Source organism: Deltaproteobacteria bacterium (assembly GCA_021737785.1).
Lineage (GTDB): Bacteria > Desulfobacterota > DSM-4660 > Desulfatiglandales > Desulfatiglandaceae > AUK324.
Genome location: JAIPDI010000005.1, coordinates 109,380 through 135,033 on the forward strand (window position 1 = coordinate 109,380; position 25,654 = coordinate 135,033).

A 25,654-nucleotide genomic window follows, 5' to 3' on the forward strand; every position below is an offset into this window, starting at 1 on the left:
TCCAGTATCCAGTATCCAGCATCACCGCCCATTCCCCACAAACCGAATGTCTGAATCCTTTCCAATCAGTATACTATCGGCAGACAGGGTCTTCAACCCCTTCTCCACCGGACCCAGCCTGCCCAGGATTTTCTGGAGTCTGGCGTGGATCGGCAGGTTGGTCAGATTGAGTCGTTCCACCGCAGGAAGGGGGATACTGGTCCCCATTGCGGCTACGGATCCGGCGAGGGAGAGGTTTCCATGGCGTATCTGCACGTCCACCCATTCGGGGGTCCCCTTCCTGAGGAGGGCCCGCTGCCGGACGATCCCCTCATTGGCCTCGTAGGGATCCATGGCGTACAAAAGCCTCTCCAGTGTCCTGGACCCGATGTGGGTCAGACGGATGCCCGCGCTCAGGTTGTTCATGACCTGTACCGAATCATGGGAAACAGGCATTCGAAGGGAAACCTGTCCCGAGACCTGGGTGTCCGGATCTGTATGAGGAGATGTCCTTTCCCCCGGGGCCGGTTCAGGGAGGAGCGTTCGGGCGTCCAGGCCTGAAAAGGCCCCGTTCATCTCAAGGCGGGATAGATCGTCCTGCCGGGTGATCCGCAGATCGCCCAGGATGCTCCCTCCCATGGCATCCAACTGGAAGCGGTCCAGGGCAGGGAGGGACCCGGCCAATCGGAACTGCATCTGGCCGTGGCGCAATTCAAGGGGAAACGGGCCTCCCTTTAAGGTTGCCGATTCAAACGAGAGGGCAGGGGGCCCGGACATGGATCCGCCCAGGTCTTCCACCAGCCGGCGGACCAGGGCATTGCCGGGTCCGGATGGCAGCGCTGGAGCCCTTGCGGGACGGAGGACCTTCCGGGAGAGCAACGCAGATCCTGATCCGGGACTGTCCTTCTCTTCCCCCTCAAATTGAAGGCCGTAGGTCTTGGTCAGATGGATATGGCTGGTCAGCCCTTGAATGTGGGCCTGCTGTGCAGTCACATCGAGGCCAGCGCTCTCCAGGGACACACGGGCCGATATCCGCTTTCCCCCGTTGAGTTCGACCCCGAGGCCGGCATTGAGGGGTCCGGTCAGGGCGAGGCCGGGCGTGAAGGGGGCCAGAGACGGACCCAGGGTGGTCCGAAGACCTGCGGTGAGGGTGCCGTCCAGGTGCCTCAGAAGGGTGGAAAGGGTCGGCGGATCCTCCAGATTCAGGAGACGGCCCAGCCTGTTGAGAGAAATATGGAGGTCCTGATCGATGCTTAAGGGGTCGATATGGAGGGCCTCTCTGATCTGAAGCGACGACAGGTCCCGGCTATCGGCCCTGAAGGAAAGGGTCGCCGAGAGGGGCGGTTCGAAGGCCCTTGAACCGGGGATCTGCGAGATGGCGTCAACGGCCAGGTTGCCCTCCAGGAGAAGGGATTGGAGCCCGGACGAAGCAATGACGGTCAGGGGAGAGACGGAACGGATGCCGCGGGCCGACAGGGACGCCCCCCCCTTCATGTGGAGATCCAGGCCCACATTCTTGAGGCCGGCCTTTAGTTCGACCCTGTTTATGAAGCCCAGGGCCTCGAGGCGACGGGCCAAAGAGAGCCCCCGGTCGGAGAAGGTCTTCAGCTCTCCCGGCGTGGGCCGCCGGCCCTCAAGTCGCCAGTCCACATCCAGTGCCCCGGCAAAGCTCCCTTTGGGCCTCACAGAGGCAGGGATCAGGGCGCCGGCCGCATTCAAATCGAGTCTGGCGCGTCCGTTGGCCCGGAAGGCCTTTGCCCCGAGGGCAGCGGCCTCTCCCTTGATCTGCATATCGAGCAGCTGGCCGAGACGGATGGCTGCCTCCATTCCTCCCACGTCGGCCATAAGGGGCGTGAGGCTCGCAATATCCAGATCCTCGATCTGTGCCTCCAGGTGCATGCCGCCCTGGATCGGTTGTTTGGAAATGGGATCGATCCGAGGGGAGGGGGATTCAACGGCCGTTTGGGCAGACAGTTTCATCAATGGGGGGCGGTCCTGCATGAGGATGGAGGCCTTCAGATCATGATGCATGTCGGGGATGGAGGCAAGGCCCGGGGCGTCCATCCGGGCAATGGTAACCGATTCGGTGAGATGGACGGTCCCTGACACGCCCAGCAGGGCCTTGGAAGACCGGACCAGGTCTTGCATTGTCACATGGACGTCCGTGGCTTTCAATCCGTGGACATGGACGGGTTGGGGCCCTGTCAGGCTGAGGTCCTGGATCTCAAGATCTGCGCGCATATCGATGGATAGGGGAAATTGGTCCTGAAGCCGGACATCCGCCCCGGACATGCGGAGGCCCATCCCCTTCGCGGAGAGGCCGTTCTCGGCGTGGGCCAGTCTCAGACCCGGAAGGTCCACCCTGAGGCCCTTCACCGCAACATGGACCGCCCCGGCAGGGAGGATCCCGTTCAGGTGCACCTGCTCGACAAAGACCCCCTGAGGTTCCTTCGGGGACCACCCGCTCGTGACGTCCATGGGGAGGAACGGACCTGCAAGTCCTGCTATCTCTTTCAGGTCTATGGCGATGGCGGCGATGGCGAGATCGGCGTCAATCCCGGAGGTATCCGCCCGGCGCACCCGGCCCTCCCATTGGAGGCGGGTCTTCTCCTGAATCCGGAGTTTCCCTTGAGCGATCGTCAATTCCTTCTTTTCCGGTGTCACGGTCCCTTTTTGTGAAAACCGGAGGGCCACAGGCCCGACGCGGCGTTCCTTGAGGGGGCCTCCCGCAATTGCCAGCCGACTGCCCGAAAGCGTCATATCATAGGCGATTTCGTCCCCGGAACCGAGGTGCGCCTTTGCGGTAAAAGCCACCTCTCCGGACACGGCAGGGAGAGTGGAGGGGGCCAGGGGACCCGCCGCTTCCATAAGGGCCGCGAGATCCAGATCCAGCTTTCCTTCGATCCCCATGTCCGAGAGCCCCCCTGACACGGCCAGGTCAAGGCCGGGGAGCCTGCATCGGGCCTGGATCGATGCCGTGTTGAGCCGGACCGCAGGCTTGGAATCCACCATGTGTTCGACAGAGAGGGACAGCTCCACCGGCGGCAGAGGGGTTCCATCCATCTCCTGGGTTGAAGAGAGGGTCATGGTGATCGGCTTGTGCACCAGGGAGGGGACACTGAGAAGAAGGGCGATGTCGCGAATCGTGAGGGAACGCTTTGCCTGCCGGTCCTCCACGAGGATAGCGCTCCGCTCTAGCCGGATCCGTGCGTTGAGGTCTCCGGGGAGGGCCAAGGCCATGTTTCGCCAGTCCCCGGGTTCGGCCGGCCGGGTCTCCGGGGGGGGCGTCGCGGTTGACCTGATCCGGGCCAGCCAGGCCTCCAGATTGGTGCGGCCGTCCTGCCCCCGGATCACGCGGGCCTTGAGTCCCTCCATCTGAAGATCCAGATAGAGAAGTCTGTCCATCAATCGGACGGGATCGATATGCAGGGTGAGCCGGTCAAGCGAGAGGATCGGGTCAGCGCTGAAGGCCTGATCGTCAGCTACCCGGAGACCCTCTATTCGAATGCCCTCCTTCCAGGTCCATTGAAGGCCGTCCATGGTCACCGGGGCATGCAGGGCCCGGGAGGCCCGGATTTCGATCTGTTTTTTGGCCCAGTCGGTGGAAACGGCCCTGGGCATCATCCAGAGGGCCGCAACCCCTATGGTCAGGATGAAGATGAGGACCGCCAGACCCCACAGCAGCCATTTGACAATCCGGCGCAGCATCGACATGCCCCTGGTTTAGGGTCAGAGGTTCAGGGTTTAGAGGGTTTCAGGTTGACAGCAGGCGTTGAGCATTCACAGGTTATTTTTGATTTTTGGGGGTGGATTGTCAATCCTAAAGCGGCTTAGCCGAAACCAGAATATCTCACACAAAGCCACAAAGCCACAAAGAGGGTGTTCGACTTTGGCAGGTTAATACCGAGTTCTCTCACACACATAAGACGCAGTCGGAAGAGGGTAAGAGGGTAAGAGGGTAAGAGGGTGAGAGGGTGAGACCCAACGGGCAAGAGTAAGCAGGAACGAGCAACTGATAACCAGCACCGAGTTCCCGATTCCAAACCTGTTGCCCTGAGGGCGCAGCGGGATCTACCCTGCGCTTCGACCGGGAAAGGGTCACATTCACCCTTGCAATCGGGTGTGGCTCGTATTATAGAAAGGTCCTCAAAAGTGCTCAATAGAAATTGCTCCCAAATATTTTGAGGTTGGAAAGGTCGTCTGAATGAACCCAATATCTGAGAGGGAGGCCCTCGACGTCAAGGCAGTAATCCTCCTGACCCTCCTCTGCATGGCATGGGGCTTCAATGCCGTGGCCATGAAGGTGGGCAATACGGGAATCGCCCCCATCTTCTGCGCCGGCATCCGGTCCGTCATCGCCGTCATGGGACTGGTGGTCTGGATGCGGATAAAACGGATCCCCCTGTTCCCGGGAAGCCTGATGGACGGGCTGATCGTGGGCATCCTCTTTGGTCTGGAGTTCGCCGCACTTTTCTCTTCCCTCCTCTATACATCGGTGTCTTCGGCATGGATTCTCCTTTATTCCACCCCCTTTTTTCATGCAGTGGGGGCCCACTATTTTCTGGCAGGGGATCGCATCACCCTGCAGAAGACCATCGGCCTGACCCTGGCATTCTTCGGAATTATAATCCTCTTGAGCAAACATCTGGGCCTTCCGTCCCTCACAGGACTGGCAGGCGATATGCTGGCCCTGGCTGCGGCCATGCTCTGGGCCGCCACCACCATCTGGATCAAGCGGCGGCTGGTGGGACGGGTATCACCGCATCATACCCTCTTTTACCAGACCCTCTTCTCCATCCCCATCCTCTTTCTCCTGAGCGCCCTGTTCAGGGAGACCCCGGTCCATCATCTCGACGCGCTCATTATCTCGTCCGTCCTCTTTCAGGGGATCGTCATCGCCTTTATCAGCTACCTGGTCTGGTTCTCCCTGGTCCATGACTACCCGGTCAGCAGGCTCTCGTCCTTCACCTTTCTGACGCCGGTGTTCGCCACCCTGTCGGGGGCCCTCTTTCTCCAGGAGCCCCTGACGCTGCGGCTGACCCTGTCGCTGGTACTGGTGAGCATCGGGATCTACGTGGTGAACCGGAAATGATCCCTTTCTTTACTCAGGTTGGGTGGGGGGGCGTCCACTGAATCGGCTGACAAAATCAGGCTATGACCAAATTTGGCCTTGACAATATTCAGTTAATCCCTGCGATCCAGCTTAGCAATAGGAACGGCATCCACAAGGTTGTTTCGAATAACCGGTCAAAAATATTGATCATCAGTGCACACCACTGGCTCTCTTTGCTGCCATAGCGCCAGGTAATTGGACCCTGTTGGGATCAGCTTCCCGTTCATCGGTGCGATCGCGGTTTGAAGGCCGCTTCCACAGAATAGGTCCTATGCAGCCAAAGGATTGCTAAATGGTTGTGCATTGACTTGGAAACCCGCCTCGGATAACATTGAGGCATCGGAATCCATTATCGAAGCATTTGAGGTGGACTTCGCCGAACCCGAACACCTTGTCTTTCAGGCCGGCTACCTGACCATTGAACGGGAACACCGGGCGGCAGGCAAGACTTTTTACAGGCTGCGCTATCCCAACATGGAGGTGAAAAGCAGCCTGTCGGATTATATATTCTGAATCTCTATTCCCCTGACAAAAAATTGGGCGCTCCATGATCCAGAATCTCACATTGACGACCTCTTTGATCTCTGTTGTCCACTGGGTGATTGTTATCGCCCTTTCCATTCGCGTGATCATGAGACGTCTTCCGGTCGGCGTCTCCCTGGCATGGCTTGCGGTGATCTTCAGCATCCCCTTTGTGGGGGCTGTGACGTACCTGCTCATCGGGGAGAACCGATTGGGCCGCAAGTATGCGAAGCGCGCCACCGCCATCCACGGGGTCTACAGCAAGTGGCAGGAGGACCTCCGGGCGAGGATCTCGCATCTCCCGTGGCCTGAGGATTCAACGGCGGCCTCCCTCCAGTACCATGCGAAAACACTGGTGGGATTTCCTCCCATGCAGGGGAACCGGCTCAGACTGATGGATGACTTCAAGACGGTCTTCGCGTCCATTATTGCTGACCTGGATCAGGCCGGGCGGACATGCCATCTTGAATTCTATATCTGGCACATGGGCGGAATGGCGGATGAGGTGGGAGAGGCACTGATCCGGGCCGCAGCGCGCGGAGTGGTTTGTCGTGTTCTAGTGGACGCCGTCGGAAGCAAAGGATTCCTCAAAAGCGGGCTCTCCCGACAGCTTCGGGATGCCGGCGTCCACGTGGCCGCCTCTCTCCCGGTAGGCCCTTTACAACTCCTGACGACCCGGGCCGATCTTAGAAATCACCGGAAAATCATTGTTATCGACGGAGAAATCGCCTATACCGGCAGCCAGAATCTGGTGGACCCTCGTTTCTTCAAGCAGGACGAGGGGGTGGGACAGTGGATCGACGCCATGGTGCGGATGGAGGGCCCCGGGGTCGAGGCCCTGGCAGGGATATTCATTGAGGGCTGGGAGCTGGATACCGGCGAGGGCCTTGAAGACCTTGAGACCACCAGCGATGTGGGCCCGGTATCGTCGAGGGGACCGTCCACGGTGCAGGTGGTCCCTTCGGGCCCCGGATTCAAGCCCGATGCCATCCGCCAGTTGCTGCTTAGCGCCATCTACTCGGCCCGCAGGGAACTGGTGATCACCACCCCTTATTTTGTGCCGGACGACACGGTCCATACGGCCCTGATCTCTGCGGCCCACCGGGGCGTCGAGGTCACAATTGTGGTCCCCTCAAGATTGGATTCACGGCTTGCGTATTATGCCGGCCGGTCGCTTTACGATGATCTCCTCTCGGCAGGCGTCCGGATGATAGGGTTCAAAGGAGGGTTGTTGCATACCAAATCGATTACCGTGGACCGGGAGTTCTCCGTATTCGGCTCGGTCAATCTGGACATGCGCAGTCTGTGGCTCGATTTCGAAATCTCACTGTTCGTCTACGACGCTGAGTTTACAGAGAGGGTGCATGCCATGCAGGCCGGATATATGGCGGATGGGGAGGTCGTGGATTTGGCTGAGTGGCGAAAACGGCCGGCAATTCAACGATTTGTCGAGAATGCGTCCCATCTTGTGGGACCGCTTCTCTGAACCGGAACCCGCTGTCCGATCGAGAGAGAACCCGCGTTACCCCTTTCAGCCGCCGTTTCTCTCCAGGATCAGAAGGCCCACCAGGTAATGTCCTTTGAACGGGCCTTGGTCCAGCCGTGTAATATGTTCGATCTTCGTCTTCAGGTGTTCGGCCGAACCTGAGGCGTTCCCCGGATTGTATTTCATCTCCAATACATCGCCCTCATTGAGGTACTTCAGCGCAGCGGAGGTCTCATTTACCAGAATGCCGAGGCCCCATGGCGACATATCCCGCACTCTGAACTGGTGGACAGGGAGTTCACGGCTGACGGCGAACTCCACGCTGTAGTAGTCCGTGAGAATCTTTCGGGGTTCGGATCTCTTTTTGTGCCCTGTCTCCTTTTCTTTCCATGGATCCATATTGAACCTCGTCCGGATATCCGGCCCAGGCATGTCTTGCAGGTCCATCTGCCGCAGTCGGTGGTGTCACCGTATAAATCAAGCTCTGTGAAGAAAAATCGTATTATTTTTAAACGATTTTGCACCTAAAGTCCATACTTTTTTTGGTTATGGCTCATTGTTGACTGTTCAGAACCTTCCCGCGCATGCGTTCAGGGGCAACACGCTGTTCCCAGACGCCGGTTTGAAACGGTTGCATCCTTCAACATAGTGTTATATACATTCCAGGGAGATGCATTCTTAGGTACGCAGTCATTTCGTTGTCAGACACCCTTTTAAATCGATCGATGGGGCGCCCACCAATCCCGTCCAGGGCCCGGAGGCTGGGGCATGAGGTTTACGTTACGGCTGAAGATTCTTCTGATGGTTGGCATTATCACGCTCTCGTCCCTCCTGGGCTATATCGTGTTGACCTATAATGCCCGGGTGATCGGGAACAGACTTCAGGTTGAAACCGAAGACCATATCAAGGCGATTGTGGGGAAAAATGCCGGGGAGATCGAATCCGCCATGCTCCTTATGGAGAGAACCGCGGATGCCCTTGCCACTACAGGAGAGGCCTTTTATGCGATTCATAAGGCCACGGCACAGGATATCACGGAACAAATCAAGGGATACCTTATCAACACCTTCAAGAAGGTCCCGAAGGCGATCGGAGGCGGTCTCTGGTACGAACCCCATGCCCTGTTTGAAGAAAGAGAACGTTTCGGGGCCTATGTTTATCGGGAAAACGACCAGGTTTTCTTCACCTGGGATCTGAATACGGAGGCGTATGACTATCATCGACAGGCATGGTATCTCCTTGCCATCCCGGAGGACTGGAACCGGTCCCAGCAAAGACCTTCCAGGATTTACTGGACAGATCCCTATTTTGACGAGGCCGCAACCAAGGCCCTCATGATTACGGTGGATGCCCTGATGCATGACCTGGAGGGTAAAGTGATAGGGCTCTCTACGGTTGACTTCAGTCTGGAGGGATTGAAAGACATGGTGGCCAGGATGACCGTCACCCCCAATGCCTTGCCATTTGCCGTGGACGTGTCCAGCGGTCTCCTCATCTCTTTTCCTTCTGATCCCTCCAAGGTCTTGAAGAATATCGCCGATCTCGGCTGGGGAGAAAAGATCGAGGAGATCAAGAACGTCCGTCCGGGAGAGGTGATCGCCACCCTGGCCACACTCCAAGGGAAGGAGTTTTTCCTGGTGTATACGGTCTCTTCCACCGGGACCGCCCTCGGCATCCTGGCGCCCCATGACGAACTCTACGCCCATATCAACGAACTTAATCGGGCCAATATGGTCACGTCACTCATCATTATCTCGATCCAGGTGGTTCTTTATCTGCTCATTGCATTCTTCATGGTGAGACGTATCTGCAATCCCATCAGCAGATTGACCGATGTGGCCCAGGAGATTGCAGCAGGCAATCTCGCCGGTGCGTCGGGGTCTCTGGCCGCAATCGAGGCCAAAAACCGATCAGACAAGGATGAAACCGGACAGCTGTTGGCCGCGTTCCAGGGAATGAATAGAGACCTCACCGCCCTTTTCGGACAGGTCCAGCGATCCGGAACCCAGGTCAGTTCATCCTCGGCACAGATCGCCGCCTCCTCAAAGCAGATGGAGGCCACTGTCAGCGAGCAGGCCGCGGCCACGCATCAGGTCAGCGTTTCCTCCAAGCAGATTTCCGCCACCGCAAGCACGCTGGCGAACACCGTCAATGAGGTGACAACGTCTGCGACTGAGACGGCAGGTCTGGCCGAAGCGGGTCAGAAGGGCCTGGAAGGGATGGAACAATCGATGCAAGGCGTGCTCAAGGGATCTGAATCGGTTTCGGCAAAACTGGAGGAAATCAAAGAAAACACATTAAATATCAGTACGATTGTATCTACCATGACAAGGGTCGCGGATCAGACCAACCTTCTCTCACTCAATGCGGCGATCGAGGCTGAAAAGGCCGGGGAATACGGCCTTGGATTCTCTGTGGTGGCAAGGGAAATCCGCAGGTTGGCGGACCAGACCTCCGTAGCCGTGCTGGACATCGAGGATATGGTCAAGAGGATGGAGGCATCCGTATCGGACGGGGCCGCTGAAATGGAAACCTTTTCCGAAGACGTGCGTGTCGCGGTCAGCGACATCAACAAGATCGGAAGGCAATTGGATGGGATCATGGAAAGGGTCCGGTCTCTCCCCCCCCGTTTCGAATCGGTCAATGAAGGGATGGAAACCCAATCCCGGAGCGCAGGCCGAATCAGCGAGACCATGGAACAGTTGAACCTGACGGCCCAGCATACACTGAAGGCGCTGAGGGAATTCAATCTTTCGGCCGAGTACCTGAGGGACGCGGCCCAGATCCTCCAAGATGCGGTTGCCCGCTTCAGGGTAACCGAATGACGTGTGGAAGGGAAACGACATGAGATTAATGCTCAGGCACAAGGTCATCGGCCTCCCGGTCCTGGCGGCCATCCTGCCGGTCCTGGCCATGTTTGTTTTGACATTCATGGAAAAAAGCAGCGTCACACACAAAATCGAAGGGGAACTGGATCTTCTTGCACGTGACAGCATGAAAGGGATTGCGATAGCCATCAGGGATACCTGCCAGGTCACGAGCCATATGATACAGAAGGATGTGGACCGGCGCCTCGAGGATGGGGATTCCTTTTTTTCGGCCCTCGGAGGGCTCTCCTTGGGTTTTGAAGAGGTCTCATGGACCGCAGTGAATCAGTTTACGGGTGAAGAAAAAAAAGTGTCTCTTCCCAAAATGCTTATCGACGGGGTCACCTGGCTGGGACAAAATGAAAGATTGGATGAATCGACCCCTGTTATTGACGATGCCAAGATGAAATTCGGAGGAGACTATGCCATCTTTCAGCGGATGAATGAAAAGGGAGATATGATTCAGGTGGCAACCACCCTGCCCACTCAGGATGGGCATCGCGCCACCGGAAGCTACATTCCCGCAACGACCCAGGGCATTTCGGTCCCCGTGGTTTCAACCGTGCTTCAGGGGAAGACATACAAGGGCCTGGCTGAAATAAACAAGCGGTGGTATGTCTCCGGTTTCAAGCCGATCAGCGATAAAACCGGGAAAATTATAGGGATGCTGTTTACAGGGATACCCGATAAGATCCCCGACAGCCTGCGACAGGTCATTTTGAACATGAAGGTGGGGAAGACGGGGTATGTATATGTCCTCGGCGGCCGATTCCCCCACCACAGGGGACATTATATCATTTCAAAGGACGGCGAACGGGACGGCGAGAATATCTGGGATTCCAAAGACGCAAACGGCCGTTATTATATTCAGGATATCATAAATAAGGCGACGGCGCTGAAAGGAAACGAGGTGGTATTTGAGCGGTATCCATGGCGGAACATCGGGGAGGACAAAGACAGATGGAAGGTTGTCGCCGTCACCTATTTTGAACCCTGGGACTGGGTAATCGGGGCCGGCGCATACGAAGAGGATTATTATGATGCGAGGCAGAAGGTTGAAGCCTCCATGTCTCACATGCTGTGGGTGATGATCCTGAGCGGACTTGCCGTGCTTATTCCCATCGTCGGAATAGCCCTGTTTTTCGGGAACAGGATCACCAGACGCCTCATCCAGATCACGTCCATATCAAGGAAAATCGCCAAGGGGGATCTCTCGGCGGCCGCTGCCGCAGTCAGATCCCTGGCGGCTGCAGATGATCCTGACGGCAGGCGCAGGACTGACGATGAAACAGGACACCTCCTCAGTTCCATCAAGACGATGACGGAAAATCTCAATGCCCTGGTGGGGCAGGTCCAGCGTTCCGGGATTCAGGTCACCTCTTCTTCCACGCAACTGGCGGCGACGGCCAAGGAACAGGAGACCACCATGGCCAATCAGGTGGCATCCACCAATAAGGTGGTCAGGTCCATAAAAGAGATCTCCGAGGTTGCCGCCCGGTTGGTAGAGACCATGGAGCAGGTCGCCTCCAAGTCTCAGGATACTGCCGGTTTTGCGACCAAGGGTCAGACAGACCTGGCCCGCATGGAGGCGGCCATGCAGCATATGGAGACGGCCTCCAGGTCTATTTCAGGCCGATTGGAGACCATCAATGAAAAGGCGGAGAACATCACCAACGTGGTCACCACCATTACCAAGGTCGCGGATCAGACCAATCTCCTCTCCCTCAATGCGGCCATCGAAGCGGAAAAGGCCGGAGAGTATGGAAGGGGATTCAACGTGGTGGCCCGGGAGATACGGAGATTAGCGGATCAGACCGCGGTGGCCACCCTCGACATCGACAAGATGGTCCAGGAGATGCAATCGGCCGTATCCGCCGGCGTCATGGAGATGGACAAGTTCATCGCCGAAGTCAATCGCAGTGCGGAAGATGTGGGAAGGATCAGCGTCCAGTTGGCCCGGATCATCGAACAGGTCCAGGCCCTGTCTCCTGATTTCGAAAATGTCAATGTGGCCATGGGAAGACAGTCTGAGAACGCCCAAAAGATCAATAGCTCCATAACGAGTCTAAGCGAAGAGATACAGATGGTGACCGAATCATTGCACGAGTCGTTTTCCGCTATTGAGCAACTGAATGATGCGGCCAGAGGGCTCCAAAACCAGGTATCGCGATTCAAGGTGAGCTGAGCCGGCACAGCCGGGACCCAAGATGTCTCACACAGAGCCACAGAGCCACAAAGAGACAGAAAAATTTTGTGCTTTTTGCGACAGAAATCTAAGAGATAAGACCCTGACGCCTTTGGCTGGCGCCTGATGTCTTATGCCTTATCAGGAGGTCGAATGTCGAACCTATGGTCAAGATTTCAGGTTTCTAATTTTTCAACATTCACTTTTTATTTTTCAATATTCAATATTCGATGGCTTGCATGCGGTGTTCTTGCCGCAGTCTGCTTCCTATCCGTTGATGTCGCGCCTTCCTGGTCCGACCGGAAAGAGCTGACAATGGCTGTCGGACTGGCCCTGCCCCCCTATAACATCCCGGAAACAGATTCGGGAATCGAGATGGATATCGTGCGCGAGGCGCTCAAGATCAAAGGCTATGCCGTGAAACCCAAATATGTGCCCTTTGCGCGAGTCAGAAGAGAGCTGATGAATCGCGACGTGGACGGCGCATTGACCATTAATCCGGATTCCGGCATCGAGGCCTTTTATTCGGATGGGCACCTGGTTTGTCAGAATATCGTTGTCACCCTGAAAAAAAACGGCTTCCGTGTGGATGAGATCGCCGACCTTAAGGACAAGAGCGTGCTTGCATTTCAAGACGCCACCCTCTATTTGGGGAAGGAATTCGCCGCCATGGCCGAGCAGAATGATCAATACAAGGAAATCGCCAAGCAGGAGATCCAGATCAATCTCCTGTACACCAATCGGGTGGACGCCGTTGTCCTCGACAAAAATATCTTTTATCACCATCGGAACCACAATACCGTGGTGGATACGTCCCAGGATATCGATATCTGGTATATTTTTCCACCCACCACCTTCAGCGTCGCCTTCATAGATGAAACGGTGAGGGACGATTTTAACGAGGGCCTGAAACAACTGCGGGCGACAGGCCGCTATGATGAGATCGTCAAGCAATATATAACCCCCTGACTCGAAATTGAAATCCGGAATTCGACGGAGCGATGGTCATGCGTGATTGGAGCATTATAACCAAGATAGTGGCGGCTGCCTGCGGCATCGTGTGCACCCTGGTGCTGCTGGGCGGATTTGTGCTGATCAAGTTCGAAATAAACATGGTGGGCACCTTCACCAGGCAGATCCTGACGGAATTGAATGAGTTTATCGATATGCGGGCGACCCAGGAAAAGGACTCCCTCCACCAGAATGTCCGGTTCAATGCGGAGATCCTGAGCGGCGTCGGCGCCACCTATCTGTACAATCTCGATCAGGACGGCATGAAGCAGTCTTTGCGGCCCTTTATGAATTACCGGGAAATCGTCGCCATACAGGTCCTGGATGAAAAGGGAAAGCCTTTTGCCGCTGCCTGGAGAGCGCCCGGAATCAGCATAGGGGACGCGCTTCCCGGCGATCTGAAACTGAACGAGGCCCTCTCGGTTTCCGTGGATTGCATGCACAATAAAAAGAAAATCGGAAGTTTTCATGTCTACTACACCGACGCCATATTGAAAGACCGGATTATCGCGCTGAAAACGAGTGCCTCCCGGGAGGCAGAGGCCTTTGAAAACGCCGCCCGGTCGGAACTCGACCGCGCCATTGTCAGCCAGACGATCGGCGTCTTTGTGATCCTTATGACCCTTGTGATTTCCTTAATCTTTTTTCTGAGGGCATTGGTCCTTAAGCCGTTGAAGGCGGTTTCCGAAGCGGCGCGTCAACTCTCCAATTTCAACCTTGGGGTCCGCATCACCGCCACATCCAATGATGAGATCGGCAAACTCCTACGGGCCATCGACGGCATGGCCGATTCGTTTCGACAGGTTGTCGGCCAGGTCCAGCGGTCCGGGATCCAAGTCACCTCCTCTTCCACCGAATTGGCTGCCACGGCCAAGGAGCAGGAGACGACCATGGCCAACCAGGTGGCATCCACCAACCGGATGGTGACCTCGGTGGAACAGATTTCGGAAGTCGCCGAGCAGTTGGTGGTGACAGTGGAGCAGGTGGCCTCCATGTCCCAGGAGACGGCCGGTTTTGCCACCAAGGGCCAGACAGACCTGGCCCGCATGGAGGCGGCCATGCGCAATATGGAAACGGCCTCCAGGTCCATTTCGGGCCGGCTGGAGACCATTAATGAAAAGGCGGAGAACATCACCAATGTGGTCACCACCATTACCAAGGTTGCGGATCAGACCAATCTCCTCTCCCTTAATGCGGCTATCGAGGCGGAGAAGGCCGGAGAATATGGAAGGGGATTCAACGTGGTGGCCCGGGAGATCCGCAGACTGGCCGACCAGACCGCCGTGGCCACCCTCGATATCGACCAGATGGTTCAGGAGATGCAGTCGGCCGTATCCGCGGGCGTCATGGAGATGGACAAATTCATTGCCGAGGTCAACCGCAGTGCCGAAGATGTGGGAAGGATCAGCGTCCAATTGGCCCGGATCATCGAACAGGTCCAGACCCTGTCCCCGAATTTCGAGAATGTCAACGTGGCCATGGGGCAGCAGTCGGAAAACGCCCAGAAGATTAATCAATCCATGATCCATTTAAGTGAAGAGATGCAGGAAACCATGGATTCCCTGCGTGAGACCTATGCCGCCATTGAACAATTGAATGAGGCGGCAAGGGGCCTGCAGGACGAGGTGTCCAAGTTCAAGGTGAGCTGACAGGGGTTTTGGCTGATGGCTGATAAGCTCATAAGCGGGTCAGCGGCGCTGGGCCCAATCCCGCTTTTCAGCATGCGGATAAAGAACCTTGGGCCTTGCGCCTCATGAGGTTGACCATGATTCGATGGGGGTTGATCATACTATGCCTTTTGGGGGGAGCTGCGGCCAGTTCCGCTGAAACCATCACCCTCGGCGCTGAGAATGACTGGGTTCCTTATGCCAACCAGGACGGCACCGGGATGTCGAATGAGATTGTCCGTGCGGCGTATAAGGCGGTGGGGATCGCGGTTGTATTCCAGGTGGGACCCTATAATCGTCTGCTGCAGGATGTCCGGGACGGCGCCATATTGGGGGCCTTCAATGTGCCCAGGGAGCGCTCGAATGAGGATCTCTATCTTTTCGGGAAGACGCCCCTTTTCACTGCCTTGTCGGCCTATTATCACAACCGCGACAACCCGCTTTCAGCCACCCGAAAGGAAGAACTGGTAAACGGAGAAACCGTGGGCGTTGTCTTCGATTACGGGTATGGGGACTTTTTTACCAACAATGACCGGATCGCCAAGGTTGAAGTGAGATCGGACCTGCTGAATCTTCGGAAGCTGGCCAAAGGCCGGCTTGACGCCACCATCCTGTATGACAAGACCGCGAGAAAACTCATCGAGGACAACGGGCTTGGCGACAAGATTGTAAAGGCCTTTGACAGCGAAAGCGCCGACATCTACGTCGCCTTCTCCAAGGTCTTCCCAAGGGCTCGGTATTACGCCGATAAGTTGGATGAGGGTCTCGCCATTATCAAGGGCAACGGCGAGTATCAGAAGATACTGGAGGCGTACTGAAGGTTTGTTGAGTTCGTTGGGTTACTTGAGGTTATTGGGTTGGGTGGGGTGCCGGATACTGCTGACAGCTCATGGCTGATGGCTGATGAGCGGATATGGGGCTCAATCCCGCTTTTCAGCGGGACTTAACAGCTCAACAGCTTAACAGCCTGATCCCGCTTTCAGCTTTGAGCTTTGAGCCTTAGGTCTTGCGTCTCAATCGTCAACCGCCAATTATTAATCCTGAGGGGGCCATGCTGGTACTTATTTTCTATCTGGGGGACACCATGTATACGATGACGTGTGACAGGGTGAGAGAGGTGGCCCCCATGGTAAAGCTCAAGGAGGTACCCCATACCCCGGATTATTTTGCAGGGCTCTTCAATTACCGGGGGGTGGTTGTCCCTGTCATCGACTTGAGGCAATTGATACAGGGGTGTCCGTGCCAGATGCGCCTCAGCACCCGGATCATCCTTGTGGATTATTTAAAGGAAGATAAAACCCCCTACATCATGGGACTCATGGCGGAACGGGTCACCGATGCGGTCAGAAAATCCCGGGATGCATTCGTATCCCCCGGGCTTAGCTTGCAGGAGGCCCCCTATCTAGGGGGGTTTGTCATGGAAGATAAGGAAATGATTCAATACATCGATCTGGACCTTCTCCCGGAAACATTCCGGTTTCTCCCCCTGCTGGAAGGCGGCCATGGAATCCCTGGCAATGATTGAATCCTTTCTGGAGAAAAAGATCGGCCTTTCTACGGAAGCCATCGGTTCCGAGGTCATCTCCAAGGCGGTGCGCGTTCGAATGGCCGACCTTGGGCTGCCTGACGCCGTCGCCTATCATGACAGTCTCAAGGCATCTGAAAAGGAACAGGCCGCCCTTATCGAAGCGGTGGTCGTACCCGAGACGTGGTTTTTCAGGAATAAAAAGGCCTTCCGCTTTCTTGTGGATTACGTTACAGGGACATGGTTCAGGGAAAATCCGGGCCGTCGGCTGCGGGTACTGAGTATCCCGTGTTCAACCGGTGAAGAGGCCTATTCCATCGCCATGTCCCTGATGGATGCCGGAATCCAGAGTGACCGGTTCCACATCGACGGGGTGGATATCAGCGAGAGGGCCTTGACAAGGGCAAGAACGGCTGTCTATGAACAGGGGTCTTTTCGGGGTGAGGACCTGTGGTTCAGGAAGCGCTACTTTGATCCCGAAGGCGATGCCTTCCGTCTCCACGACGATGTACGCAAGACCGTCCGCTTTCTGAAGGAGAATGTGCTGAATGATCGTCTTCTTAAGGATCAGGAGCCCTATGACATTATCTTTTACCGCAATCTGTTGATTTACCTGAGCCCCAGGGCAAAACAGCGGACCCTTGAAATCGTAGGCCGGTTGCTGGCAGATTCAGGGATCCTGTTTCTGGGGCACGCTGAAAGAGAGACGGCTGTGTTATGCGGGCTGGCGGGCATCCCTGAGTTCGGCGTGTTTGCCTGTCGAAAAGATCGGAGGTGTAAGAAGCGCATGGTCAAACCGGCTGCTCCCCCCGACCCCTGCCGAAGACGATTTGAAAAGGTCGGAAAAAGCCTTCAGCCGCCCCGACCGCCTGTCCCTGCCCATTCTGCGGTCAAGATCCCCGAAGACGCCGTTTTAGACCGGGTTCCGAATAGGAGTGAGCAGGATGCCGTGCAGGGGGATCTGTTCGATGAGGCCCAGCGACTGGCCGACAGGGGGTCTCTCGGTTCGGCTCTCGAGCTTTGTCGGAGTTGCCTGAACGACCATCCGATGAATGCGGGCGTCCATTTCCTGATGGGGCTGATATATGAGGCGCTGGACAGCCCGGAAAAGGCCGAAGAATCCTTCAACAAGGCGATTTATCTGGAGCCTAACCATTCGGAAGCCTTGAATCACCTCTCCTTTATCGTTGAAAACCGGGGTGACATCTCACGGGCCGCCCATTTGCGAGAAAGGGCGCAGCGGGTATCCCGCCAGAAGACCGGAACTTGAAGGTAGGATCAATGGAAAAACAACAGGAAGAGAGATGCTGGAAACGGATAGGCGTATGGGCCAAAGAGGGTCCCCGCTGCCCCGAACTTGCACGGGTCATCCACTGCCGCAACTGCGAGGTATTCACGCAGGCGGGCAGAAATCTCCTGGAACGGGAGCTTCCGGATGAATACAAGGAGGAATGGGGTCAGGTCCTGCTGGAAAAAAAGAATGATGAGCCGACCGGGATCTTCCCGGTGGTGACATTCCGGATTGAAACAGAATGGCTGGCGCTTCCCGCCCGGTTTTTTGCAGAAATCATGGATACGGTCCCCATCCACACCGTCCCCCACCGGAAAAGGCCGGTCTTGAAGGGGGTGGTGAATGTGCACGGCGAGATCCAGTTATGCATCTCCCTGGGGCATCTGATCGGCCTGGAGGCGGAATCCCCGGAAGGGGAAAAAGCGGTAAGGCGCCATGAACGGATGATGGTGGTCAGCAAGGACGACGATGTGTGGGTATTTCCGGTGAAGGAAATCCATGGCATTCACCATATTCATCCCGGCCTGTACCAGAATGTTCCGGCAACCGTAGCCAAGTCCAAGTCGTCATTTACCAAAAAGATCTTCAAATGGGAAGACAAGCATGTGGCCCTGTTGGATGACGAACTCCTGTTTTACAGTCTCAAGAGGAGCGTCCAGTGACGGATAATAACTGCCGCACCCCTGACGATCCTTCCATTATGGATCTCTTTCGTACGGAAGTGGAACAGCATTCCGCGACCATCAGCGATGGGCTGTCGGCCCTTGGGAAGAACCCGGCCGCCGCTGCCGACCGGATGGATGCCATGATCCGGGCCGCCCATGCCGTGAAGGGGGGGGCGCAGATCGTGGATCTGGATGGGGCAAAAAAGATATCCCGTGCCATGGAGGCATCTTTTCTCGCCGTCCAGAAAGGGGAGTTCTCCCTGGGAAGCGACAGCATCGACATCCTTCTCGAAGGCGTAGACATGCTCAATCAGATTGCCAGTTCGGCCGATGACCCCGAATGGCTGACCCGGCACGAGGAAGAGATCAGGCGCTTGGCCGCGGCCATGAACCGGATCCCTCCAGAGGACGCGGGTCCGGAGATCCCGCCCGCCCCCCCCTCCGGGTCGGAGGCAGTAGGCCCGCGCACTGAAATGGCGGCAACACCGCCGGAAAAAGAACCCTCTCCTGCGCAGACCTCGGCCATGGCTGATCCGGCCATGTTGGATCTCTTCCGAACGGAGGTGCAGGACCACATCGCGACATTGAACGACGGACTCCTCTCTTTACAGGACGATCCTGATGCTGTCGATGCACTCGACCCGCTGATGCGGGCCGTCCACTCCATCAAGGGCGCTGCCCGCATTGTGGGCTTTGATGCCGCAGCAGACGTCTCCCATGCCATGGAGGACTATTTTTCGGCCGTTCGAAAAGGTGAGGCGTCCTTAGGCCAGGATCGGATTACCATCCTCTTAAAGGGTGTGGACATCCTCAACCGGATCATCGCGTCCGAGACCGGATCCGAATCCATGGATGGGGCTCAGGAGGACGTCGAAGGGATGATAGCGGGCATCCGGGGAACCCTGGCCGAAGAGACGGCAGCCCCCTCAGGCGGTACCCCTTCCACCATTTCTATGGATGCTTCTGCAGCTGAAAAGGAGCCGGCAGGGGGGGAGGCACAGATCGAAGCGGTCGATCCCGTCATGCTGGATCTCTTTCAGACAGAGGTGGAAGCCCATGTGGCGGTCCTAAACGATGGACTCCTGGCGCTGGAAAGCAATCCGGGGGCCACCGATCAGCTGGAGGCGTTGATGCGGGCGGCCCACTCCATCAAGGGCGGTGCCCGGGTCCTGGGCCTGGATGTTGCGGTCCGGGCGGCCCATGTGATGGAGGACTGTTTTGTGGCGGCCCAGAAGGGAGAGGTCTCCTTAGGCTCCGATCAGATCGACATCCTGCTCCGGATTGTGGATATCCTGACCCAGCTTGCGCATTCTCTCAGTGCAGGAGAAACCGACTGGCTGAGCCACCACCGTGAGGAGATCGACCGTCTGGTGGGTGCCATATCGGCGATTATCGACGGGGAAATGGCCATTCCGGTCTCTCCCATTGAAACCGCGGCCTCAAAGGAGGCCACCCCGCCGGCCAGACGCCCGCCGGAACCGGTCCCGGCCCATTCGAAAACCGACGTGGGCCTGCCGACGCCTCAAAAGACTGATGAGACCCTGCCTCAACCGCATGTCGCGGACAAGGACCGTACGGTGCGCGTTACGGCCGCAAAGATCGAGCGCCTCATGGGGCAGGCCGGAGAGGTCGTGGTGAATGCCCGCTGGCTTCCGGCCTTTTCAGAGGCCCTTCTGGAACTCAAGAGGAATCATGGGGAACTGCTTGCAATCCTGGATGGAATACAGGAGGTCCTTGTTCAAAAGGGGAGCAGTCCGGAGACATCGGATCTGTTGCTCCAGGCCAGAAATAAAACCAAGGAATGCAACCGAAAGGTGGGCGAACGGCTGAATCAGTTCGACATATTCAACAGTACCTCAGCGGCCCTTTCCGACCGGCTCTATCACGAGGTCATTTCGGTGAGGATGCGTCCCTTTTCAGACGGGGTTCAGGGGTTTCCGAGGATGGTACGGGATGTTGCCCGTGAACTGGGCAAGAAAGTCCGGCTAGAGATCAAGGGGAAATCCACCGAAGTGGACCGGGATATCCTGGAGAAGCTGGACGCCCCCCTCAACCATCTCCTTCGCAACTCCCTGGATCACGGGATCGAACCCCCTGAGGACCGCGTTCGTGCCGGGAAGCCCGAGGTCGGTTCTCTGCGCCTGGAGGCCGCTCACCGTTCAGGCATGCTCATGATTACCCTGTCGGATGACGGCCGCGGCATCGATCTGGACGGATTGCGCCGGAAGATCGTGGAAAAAGGACTGGCCGGCGGGGATATGGTCGAAAAGATGACCGAGGCGGAACTCATGGATTTTCTCTTCCTTCCGGGATTTTCTACGGCACAGAACGTGACTGAAATCTCGGGTCGGGGAGTGGGCCTCGATGTGGTTCGGAATATGGTGCATGAGGTGGGCGGCGTGGTCCGCGCCGTATCCAGGCCCGGCGAGGGGTTGACCCTCCATATGGAGCTTCCCCTCACCCTCTCCGTTGTCCGGACCTTTCTGGTGGAAATCGCCGGGGAGCCTTATGCCTTTCCCATCGCCAGGATCGAGAGGTGTCTTGAACTCCCGAGGGGAGAGATCAGCACGGTCGAGGACCGCCAGTATTTCAGGTTTGACGACAACAATATCGCCCTGGTGGACATCCATAATGTTCTGGAACTGGATGCCCCCCCCGGACTTCAGGACGACCTCTCCGTGGTGGTGGTGAGCGATAGATTGAACTTCTACGGTCTTTCAGTGGACCGTTTCCTGGGGGAATACGACCTTGTGGTCAGGCCTTTGGATCCGCGGTTGGGAAAGGTTCCTGACATCAGCTCGGTCGCCGTGATGCTGGATGGCTCGCCGGTGCTCATCTTTGATGTGGAAGACCTGGTCCGATCCATCGACAATCTCCTGGCGGGTCGCAGACTCCGTAAACTGAGCCGTGAGGCGGCCAGGGAGACGACCCAGCAGAAAAAGCGGATTTTAGTGGTTGACGATTCCTTCACGGTCCGGGAGATGGAACGTAAACTCCTTGAAAGCAGAGGATATGCTGTGGAAACCGCGGTGGACGGGGTGGACGGCTGGAATGCCGTGCGTACCGGTCATTACGACATGGTCGTATCGGATGTGGACATGCCGAGGATGAACGGAATTGAATTCGTAAGACAAATCAAACAGCACCCTGAGCTCAAACCCCTCCCTGTTATCATTGTTTCCTACAAGGACAAGGAAGAGGACCGGATCCTGGGGCTGGAGGCGGGCGCCAACTACTATCTCACCAAGAGCAGTTTTGAGGATGATTCTCTCATTCATGCGGCGGTTGACCTTATTGGGGAGGCGTGATCGTGCGGATTGCCATTGTCAATGATCTGGCCGCGGTGGTGGAATTCCTGCGACAGATTGTCTCCGAGGTCCCCGGATATGAGGTGGCCTGGGTCGCCCGGGATGGGGCCGAGGCGGTCAAAAAATGTTCGGCAGATATCCCGGACCTGATCCTCATGGACCTGATCATGCCGGGCATGGACGGGGTGGAGGCCACCCGTCGGATAATGGCCGAATTCCCCTGTCCCATTTTGATCGTGACGCCCACCATGGAGAGAAATACCCCTAAGATCTTTGAGGCGATGGGCCATGGGGCCCTGGATGCCATCAGCACCCCGGTCAGCGGAAACGAGGCGGCCGCACAACAGAGCCGGGAGGCCTTGCTCAAGCGGATTGAGAGCATCGGGAGGCTCAACGGCCCTTCCACCTTGTCTCCTCTGGGCCGCACACGGGGAAGCCTGACACGGAACCTCCCCCCGCTGGTGGTTATCGGTGCTTCCACGGGCGGTCCCAAGGCGCTGGCAACCGTGCTTTCCGGACTCCCCGGAGACCTGCGGGCCGGTATTATCATTGTTCAGCACGTCGGCGGGGAATTTTCAAAGGGGCTGGCGGGTTGGCTGAGCAGCCAGACCCTCCTGAATGTGCGCCTCGCCGCAAAGGGTGCCCGACCCTCCCTGTCAACGGTCTTTCTGGCAGGCAGCAACGATCATCTGATTCTTTCCCCGGACCTCACCCTGACCTATACCCGGGAACCGAGCAATATCCCGTTTCGTCCTTCAGTGGATGTGTTTTTCAAGAGTGTTTTAGAAAACTGGCCGTTGAAGGGGGTTGCCGTTCTCCTGACCGGCATGGGACGGGACGGGGCGGAAGGGCTGGCCGCCCTTCGAGGGGCAGGCTGGTACACCATTGCCCAGGACGAGGCCACCAGCGTGGTGTACGGGATGCCCAAGGCGGCCAGGGACTTGGGGGCAGCCGCGGATATCCTTCCCATTGACGATGTGGCCCCGGCCATCCTGCGGCATCTTCGCAAGGGAAGGGGAGGGATGAAGGGGATGAGCTGGGAGTGGTGAGCTGGTGCTGGATGCTGGATGCTGGATACTCGATACTGGATACTGGATGGTGGAGGAGGGATGAATCGAGGGAAGGATATCTGATAAGCCCATAAGGTTGTATGCTGGTGGCTGATAGCCGGTGGTGCAGTTCACGCGCTCACCCGCTTAACAGCTCAACAGCTCAACAGCTCAACAGCCTGATCCCGCTTTCAACTTTAGTTCACTTTAGGCACTTTAGGCACTTCCTATGACTGACGATAGAACCGACCAGCCCGTTTCCCTGACCCAGCACCGGATTACCGTCCTTTTGGTGGACGACCAGGCCATTATCGGCGAGGCGCTTCGCCGCATGCTGGCCCCGGAACAGGATATCGATTTCCATTTCTGCCAGGATCCGACAAAGGCCATCAAGGTGGCCAACCGGATCCACCCCACGGTTATTCTTCAGGACCTGGTCATGCCGGAGATAGACGGGTTGACCCTGGTCCGTTACTACCGGGCCAACCCTTCCACCCGGGATGTGCCGTTGATCGTCCTGTCCAGCAAGGAAGAGGCCGTGACCAAAGCCGAGGCCTTTGCCCGCGGGGCCAACGACTATCTGGTCAAACTGCCCGACCGGCTGGAGATCATCGCCCGAATCCGATATCACTCAAAAGGGTATATCAATTTGCTGCAGAGAAATGAGGCCCAGGCCCAGTTGGAAAAGGCCAACCGGATCATCCGCAAGACCTTTGGTCAGTACCTCTCAGACGATATCGTGGATGCCATTCTGGAGACCCCGGAGGGTGCGGCCCTTGGCGGGGAAAAACGGTTTGTCACCATTATGATGACCGATCTTCGCGGGTTTACCGCAATCGGCGAGCGGCTTCCGGCCGAGGATGTGGTGGGCATCATCAATATCTATCTCGAGACCATGACAGAGATCATCCTCAAGTACCAGGGGACCATCGATGAATTTATCGGCGACGCCATCTTTGTCATCTTTGGGGCACCTGTTCTTCGGGAAAACGATGCCAAGAGGGCCGTGGCATGCGCCGTGGAGATGCAGCTGGCCATGGAAGCGGTCAATCGCCGGTGCAGAGAGCGCGGGTATCCGGAGGTGCAGCAGGGGATCGGGATCAACTCCGGCCAGATCGTGGTGGGCAATATCGGATCCAAGAAACGGATGAAATACGGCGTGGTGGGCCGGAACGTCAACCTCACGTCACGCATCGAATCCTACACGGTCGGCGGTCAGATCTTCATCTCGGAAAATACCCTGGATGAATGCGGTCGTCACCTCCTGAGAATCGACGACGAGATGGAGGTCATGCCCAAGGGGGTCAAGAAGCCAATTACCATTTACGAGGTGGGCGGGATCAGGGGGGAGTTCGATCTGTTCCTTCCGGAGAAGGTGGAAATGGACCTGCCGGAACTGCCAAGGCCGTTTCCTGTCCTGTTTACCATTTTGGAAGGGAAGCACGCCGGCAACGAAGCGCGTTCCGGAACGGTGGTCCGAATGCTGGGCACCGCGGCCGAGATTTCGGCGGATGTAACACCGGACAAACTGACGAACCTCAAGATCTCTGTTTCAGATATGGAAGGAAATGAGATCACCACCGATCTGTACGCCAAGGTTATCGGAGCGGTCTCGAACCACCCCGGCACTTTCAAGGTGCAATTTACCTCTATTCCCCTCGAAGTGGATGGGTTTTTGAAGACGGTCGCGGCACAGGAGCGGACATCATGAATTTCCCGGATCACGGCGCATCCGACCAAGCCACACAGCTTACCCAGCACGGCATTCAGGTGCTCCTTATCGATGACCAGGCCATTATCGCCGAGGCGGTCCGCCGGATGTTGCACCAGGAACCGGACATCCGGTTTCATTACTGCCAGGACCCTGCCCAGGCCATCCAGACGGCCTGTGACATCCATCCCACCGTGATCCTGCTGGATCTCATCATGCCGGAGATTGACGGGCTCACCCTGGCCAAGTTTTTGCGTGCCAATAAATTGACCCGAGAAATCCCCCTGATCGTCCTTTCCTCCAAAGAGGAGGCCGTTACAAAGGCGGAGGCCTTTGCCGCAGGGGCCAATGACTACCTGGTCAAACTTCCGGACAAAATCGAACTGATTGCCCGGATCCGTTACCATTCAAACGCCTACATCATGCGGCTTCAACGCAATGAGGCCTATGAGGCCCTCGTCGCCAGCCAGAAGGCCCTCACCAACGAACTGAGCCAGGCGTCGGAGTATGTCCGATCTCTCCTTCCCCATCAGCTTACCGGGGATATCCGCACAGACTGGGAGTTCATCCCGTCCACCTCCCTGGGGGGCGATTCCTTCGGGTATCACTGGATTGATGACGACCATTTTGCCATCTACCTTCTGGACGTGTGCGGGCATGGCGTGGGCGCAGCCCTCCTCTCCATATCGGCCCTCAATACATTGCGATCGGAATCCCTCAATTACGTCGATTTCCGGGATCCCTCGCAGGTACTGGAAGGTCTGAATGAGGTCTATCAGATGGAGGCGCACCATGAGATGTTTTTTACCATCTGGTACGGCGTATTCAACAGGGAGCGCCGCGATCTGATCTTTGCCAGCGGCGGTCATCCCCCGGCCATTGCCCGAACAGGGATGTCTTCCCAAACCGCAGAAACCGTGGCCCTGAACCTGGGCGGATTGATTATCGGCGGACTGCCCGGGCAGAAATACCAGAAATCGACCCTCGTGCTCGAACCCTATGCCAGACTGTATATCTACAGCGACGGGATTTACGAGGTTTCCAGGCCTGAGGGCGGCATGGTTCAACTCAATGATTTCATTGAGCTGGTGGGGAATCTGTCCAGGGAGGGAGACGGCTCGCCCAAGACCATCATCAACGCCATGCGACGCATTCAGAACAAAGAGATGTTTGAGGACGATGTGTCTCTGCTGGAGGTCGAGTTCCTCTGATTTGCCGTGAAAATGATGTTTTTTTGTTGCTTTAGCAACCATGGAAAGTCCTGCCATTAACCA

The 25,654-nt window shown here is 56.9% G+C and carries 17 protein-coding genes; 15 read left to right on the forward strand and 2 right to left on the reverse strand.

What is annotated here, in order from left to right; all coding sequences use genetic code 11:
* Window positions 1-21: 21 nt before the first annotated feature.
* Window positions 22-3,687, reverse strand: a complete 3,666-nt coding sequence (locus K9N21_04510) for an AsmA family protein (protein ID MCF8143164.1) — start codon at window positions 3,685-3,687, stop codon at window positions 22-24.
* 496 nt (window positions 3,688-4,183) lie between these two features.
* Here K9N21_04510 and K9N21_04515 point away from each other — a divergent pair, with 496 nt between their 5' ends.
* From K9N21_04515 to cls, 3 genes are all read left to right on the forward strand, one after another.
* Entirely contained in the window at window positions 4,184-5,071 is an 888-nt protein-coding gene (locus K9N21_04515) for a DMT family transporter (GenBank protein MCF8143165.1), read from the forward strand.
* A 324-nt stretch (window positions 5,072-5,395) separates the two neighbouring features.
* Entirely contained in the window at window positions 5,396-5,605 is a 210-nt protein-coding gene (locus tag K9N21_04520) for a hypothetical protein (protein MCF8143166.1), read from the forward strand.
* 37 nt (window positions 5,606-5,642) lie between these two features.
* On the forward strand, window positions 5,643-7,100 hold the full coding sequence (gene cls, locus K9N21_04525; GenBank protein ID MCF8143167.1) for a cardiolipin synthase: 1,458 nt from the start codon (window positions 5,643-5,645) through the stop codon (window positions 7,098-7,100).
* A gap of 45 nt (window positions 7,101-7,145) precedes the next feature.
* Here the strand turns inward: cls and K9N21_04530 are convergent, their stop codons facing one another.
* Window positions 7,146-7,499 (reverse strand): hypothetical protein, encoded by a 354-nt coding sequence (locus tag K9N21_04530; GenBank protein MCF8143168.1) that lies wholly within the window; start codon window positions 7,497-7,499, stop codon window positions 7,146-7,148.
* A gap of 369 nt (window positions 7,500-7,868) precedes the next feature.
* Between K9N21_04530 and K9N21_04535 the strand changes: the two genes are divergently transcribed.
* The 12 genes from K9N21_04535 (at window position 7,869) to K9N21_04590 (ending at window position 25,591) form a co-directional block, all read left to right on the forward strand.
* Window positions 7,869-9,926: a methyl-accepting chemotaxis protein gene (locus K9N21_04535; protein ID MCF8143169.1), complete on the forward strand. Its 2,058-nt coding sequence runs from the start codon at window positions 7,869-7,871 to the stop codon at window positions 9,924-9,926.
* A gap of 19 nt (window positions 9,927-9,945) precedes the next feature.
* Window positions 9,946-12,153 carry a methyl-accepting chemotaxis protein gene (locus K9N21_04540; protein ID MCF8143170.1) on the forward strand — a complete coding sequence of 736 codons (2,208 nt, stop codon included), beginning with the start codon at window positions 9,946-9,948 and terminating at the stop codon, window positions 12,151-12,153.
* Between the two features lie 315 nt (window positions 12,154-12,468).
* Window positions 12,469-13,122 (forward strand): transporter substrate-binding domain-containing protein, encoded by a 654-nt coding sequence (locus tag K9N21_04545; protein MCF8143171.1) that lies wholly within the window; start codon window positions 12,469-12,471, stop codon window positions 13,120-13,122.
* A gap of 143 nt (window positions 13,123-13,265) precedes the next feature.
* Window positions 13,266-14,813 carry a methyl-accepting chemotaxis protein gene (locus K9N21_04550; GenBank protein MCF8143172.1) on the forward strand — a complete coding sequence of 516 codons (1,548 nt, stop codon included), beginning with the start codon at window positions 13,266-13,268 and terminating at the stop codon, window positions 14,811-14,813.
* A 116-nt stretch (window positions 14,814-14,929) separates the two neighbouring features.
* Window positions 14,930-15,649, forward strand: coding sequence for a transporter substrate-binding domain-containing protein (locus K9N21_04555; GenBank protein MCF8143173.1), 720 nt, complete (start codon window positions 14,930-14,932; stop codon window positions 15,647-15,649).
* 233 nt (window positions 15,650-15,882) lie between these two features.
* Window positions 15,883-16,356 (forward strand): chemotaxis protein CheW, encoded by a 474-nt coding sequence (locus K9N21_04560; GenBank protein MCF8143174.1) that lies wholly within the window; start codon window positions 15,883-15,885, stop codon window positions 16,354-16,356.
* Window positions 16,334-17,626, forward strand: coding sequence for a hypothetical protein (locus K9N21_04565; GenBank protein ID MCF8143175.1), 1,293 nt, complete (start codon window positions 16,334-16,336; stop codon window positions 17,624-17,626). The genes K9N21_04560 and K9N21_04565 overlap by 23 nt, the downstream gene beginning before the upstream one ends.
* Before the next feature lie 11 nt (window positions 17,627-17,637).
* Window positions 17,638-18,309, forward strand: coding sequence for a chemotaxis protein CheW (locus K9N21_04570; GenBank protein ID MCF8143176.1), 672 nt, complete (start codon window positions 17,638-17,640; stop codon window positions 18,307-18,309).
* Complete coding sequence (locus tag K9N21_04575) at window positions 18,306-21,620, forward strand: Hpt domain-containing protein (protein ID MCF8143177.1); 3,315 nt, start codon at window positions 18,306-18,308, stop codon at window positions 21,618-21,620. Before K9N21_04570 ends, K9N21_04575 begins: the two co-directional genes overlap by 4 nt.
* Window positions 21,621-21,622: 2 nt before the next feature.
* Window positions 21,623-22,669, forward strand: a complete 1,047-nt coding sequence (locus K9N21_04580) for a chemotaxis response regulator protein-glutamate methylesterase (protein ID MCF8143178.1) — start codon at window positions 21,623-21,625, stop codon at window positions 22,667-22,669.
* A gap of 229 nt (window positions 22,670-22,898) precedes the next feature.
* Window positions 22,899-24,380, forward strand: a complete 1,482-nt coding sequence (locus K9N21_04585; protein MCF8143179.1) for a response regulator — start codon at window positions 22,899-22,901, stop codon at window positions 24,378-24,380.
* Complete coding sequence (locus K9N21_04590) at window positions 24,377-25,591, forward strand: SpoIIE family protein phosphatase (GenBank protein MCF8143180.1); 1,215 nt, start codon at window positions 24,377-24,379, stop codon at window positions 25,589-25,591. The genes K9N21_04585 and K9N21_04590 overlap by 4 nt, the downstream gene beginning before the upstream one ends.
* Window positions 25,592-25,654: the final 63 nt, after the last annotated feature.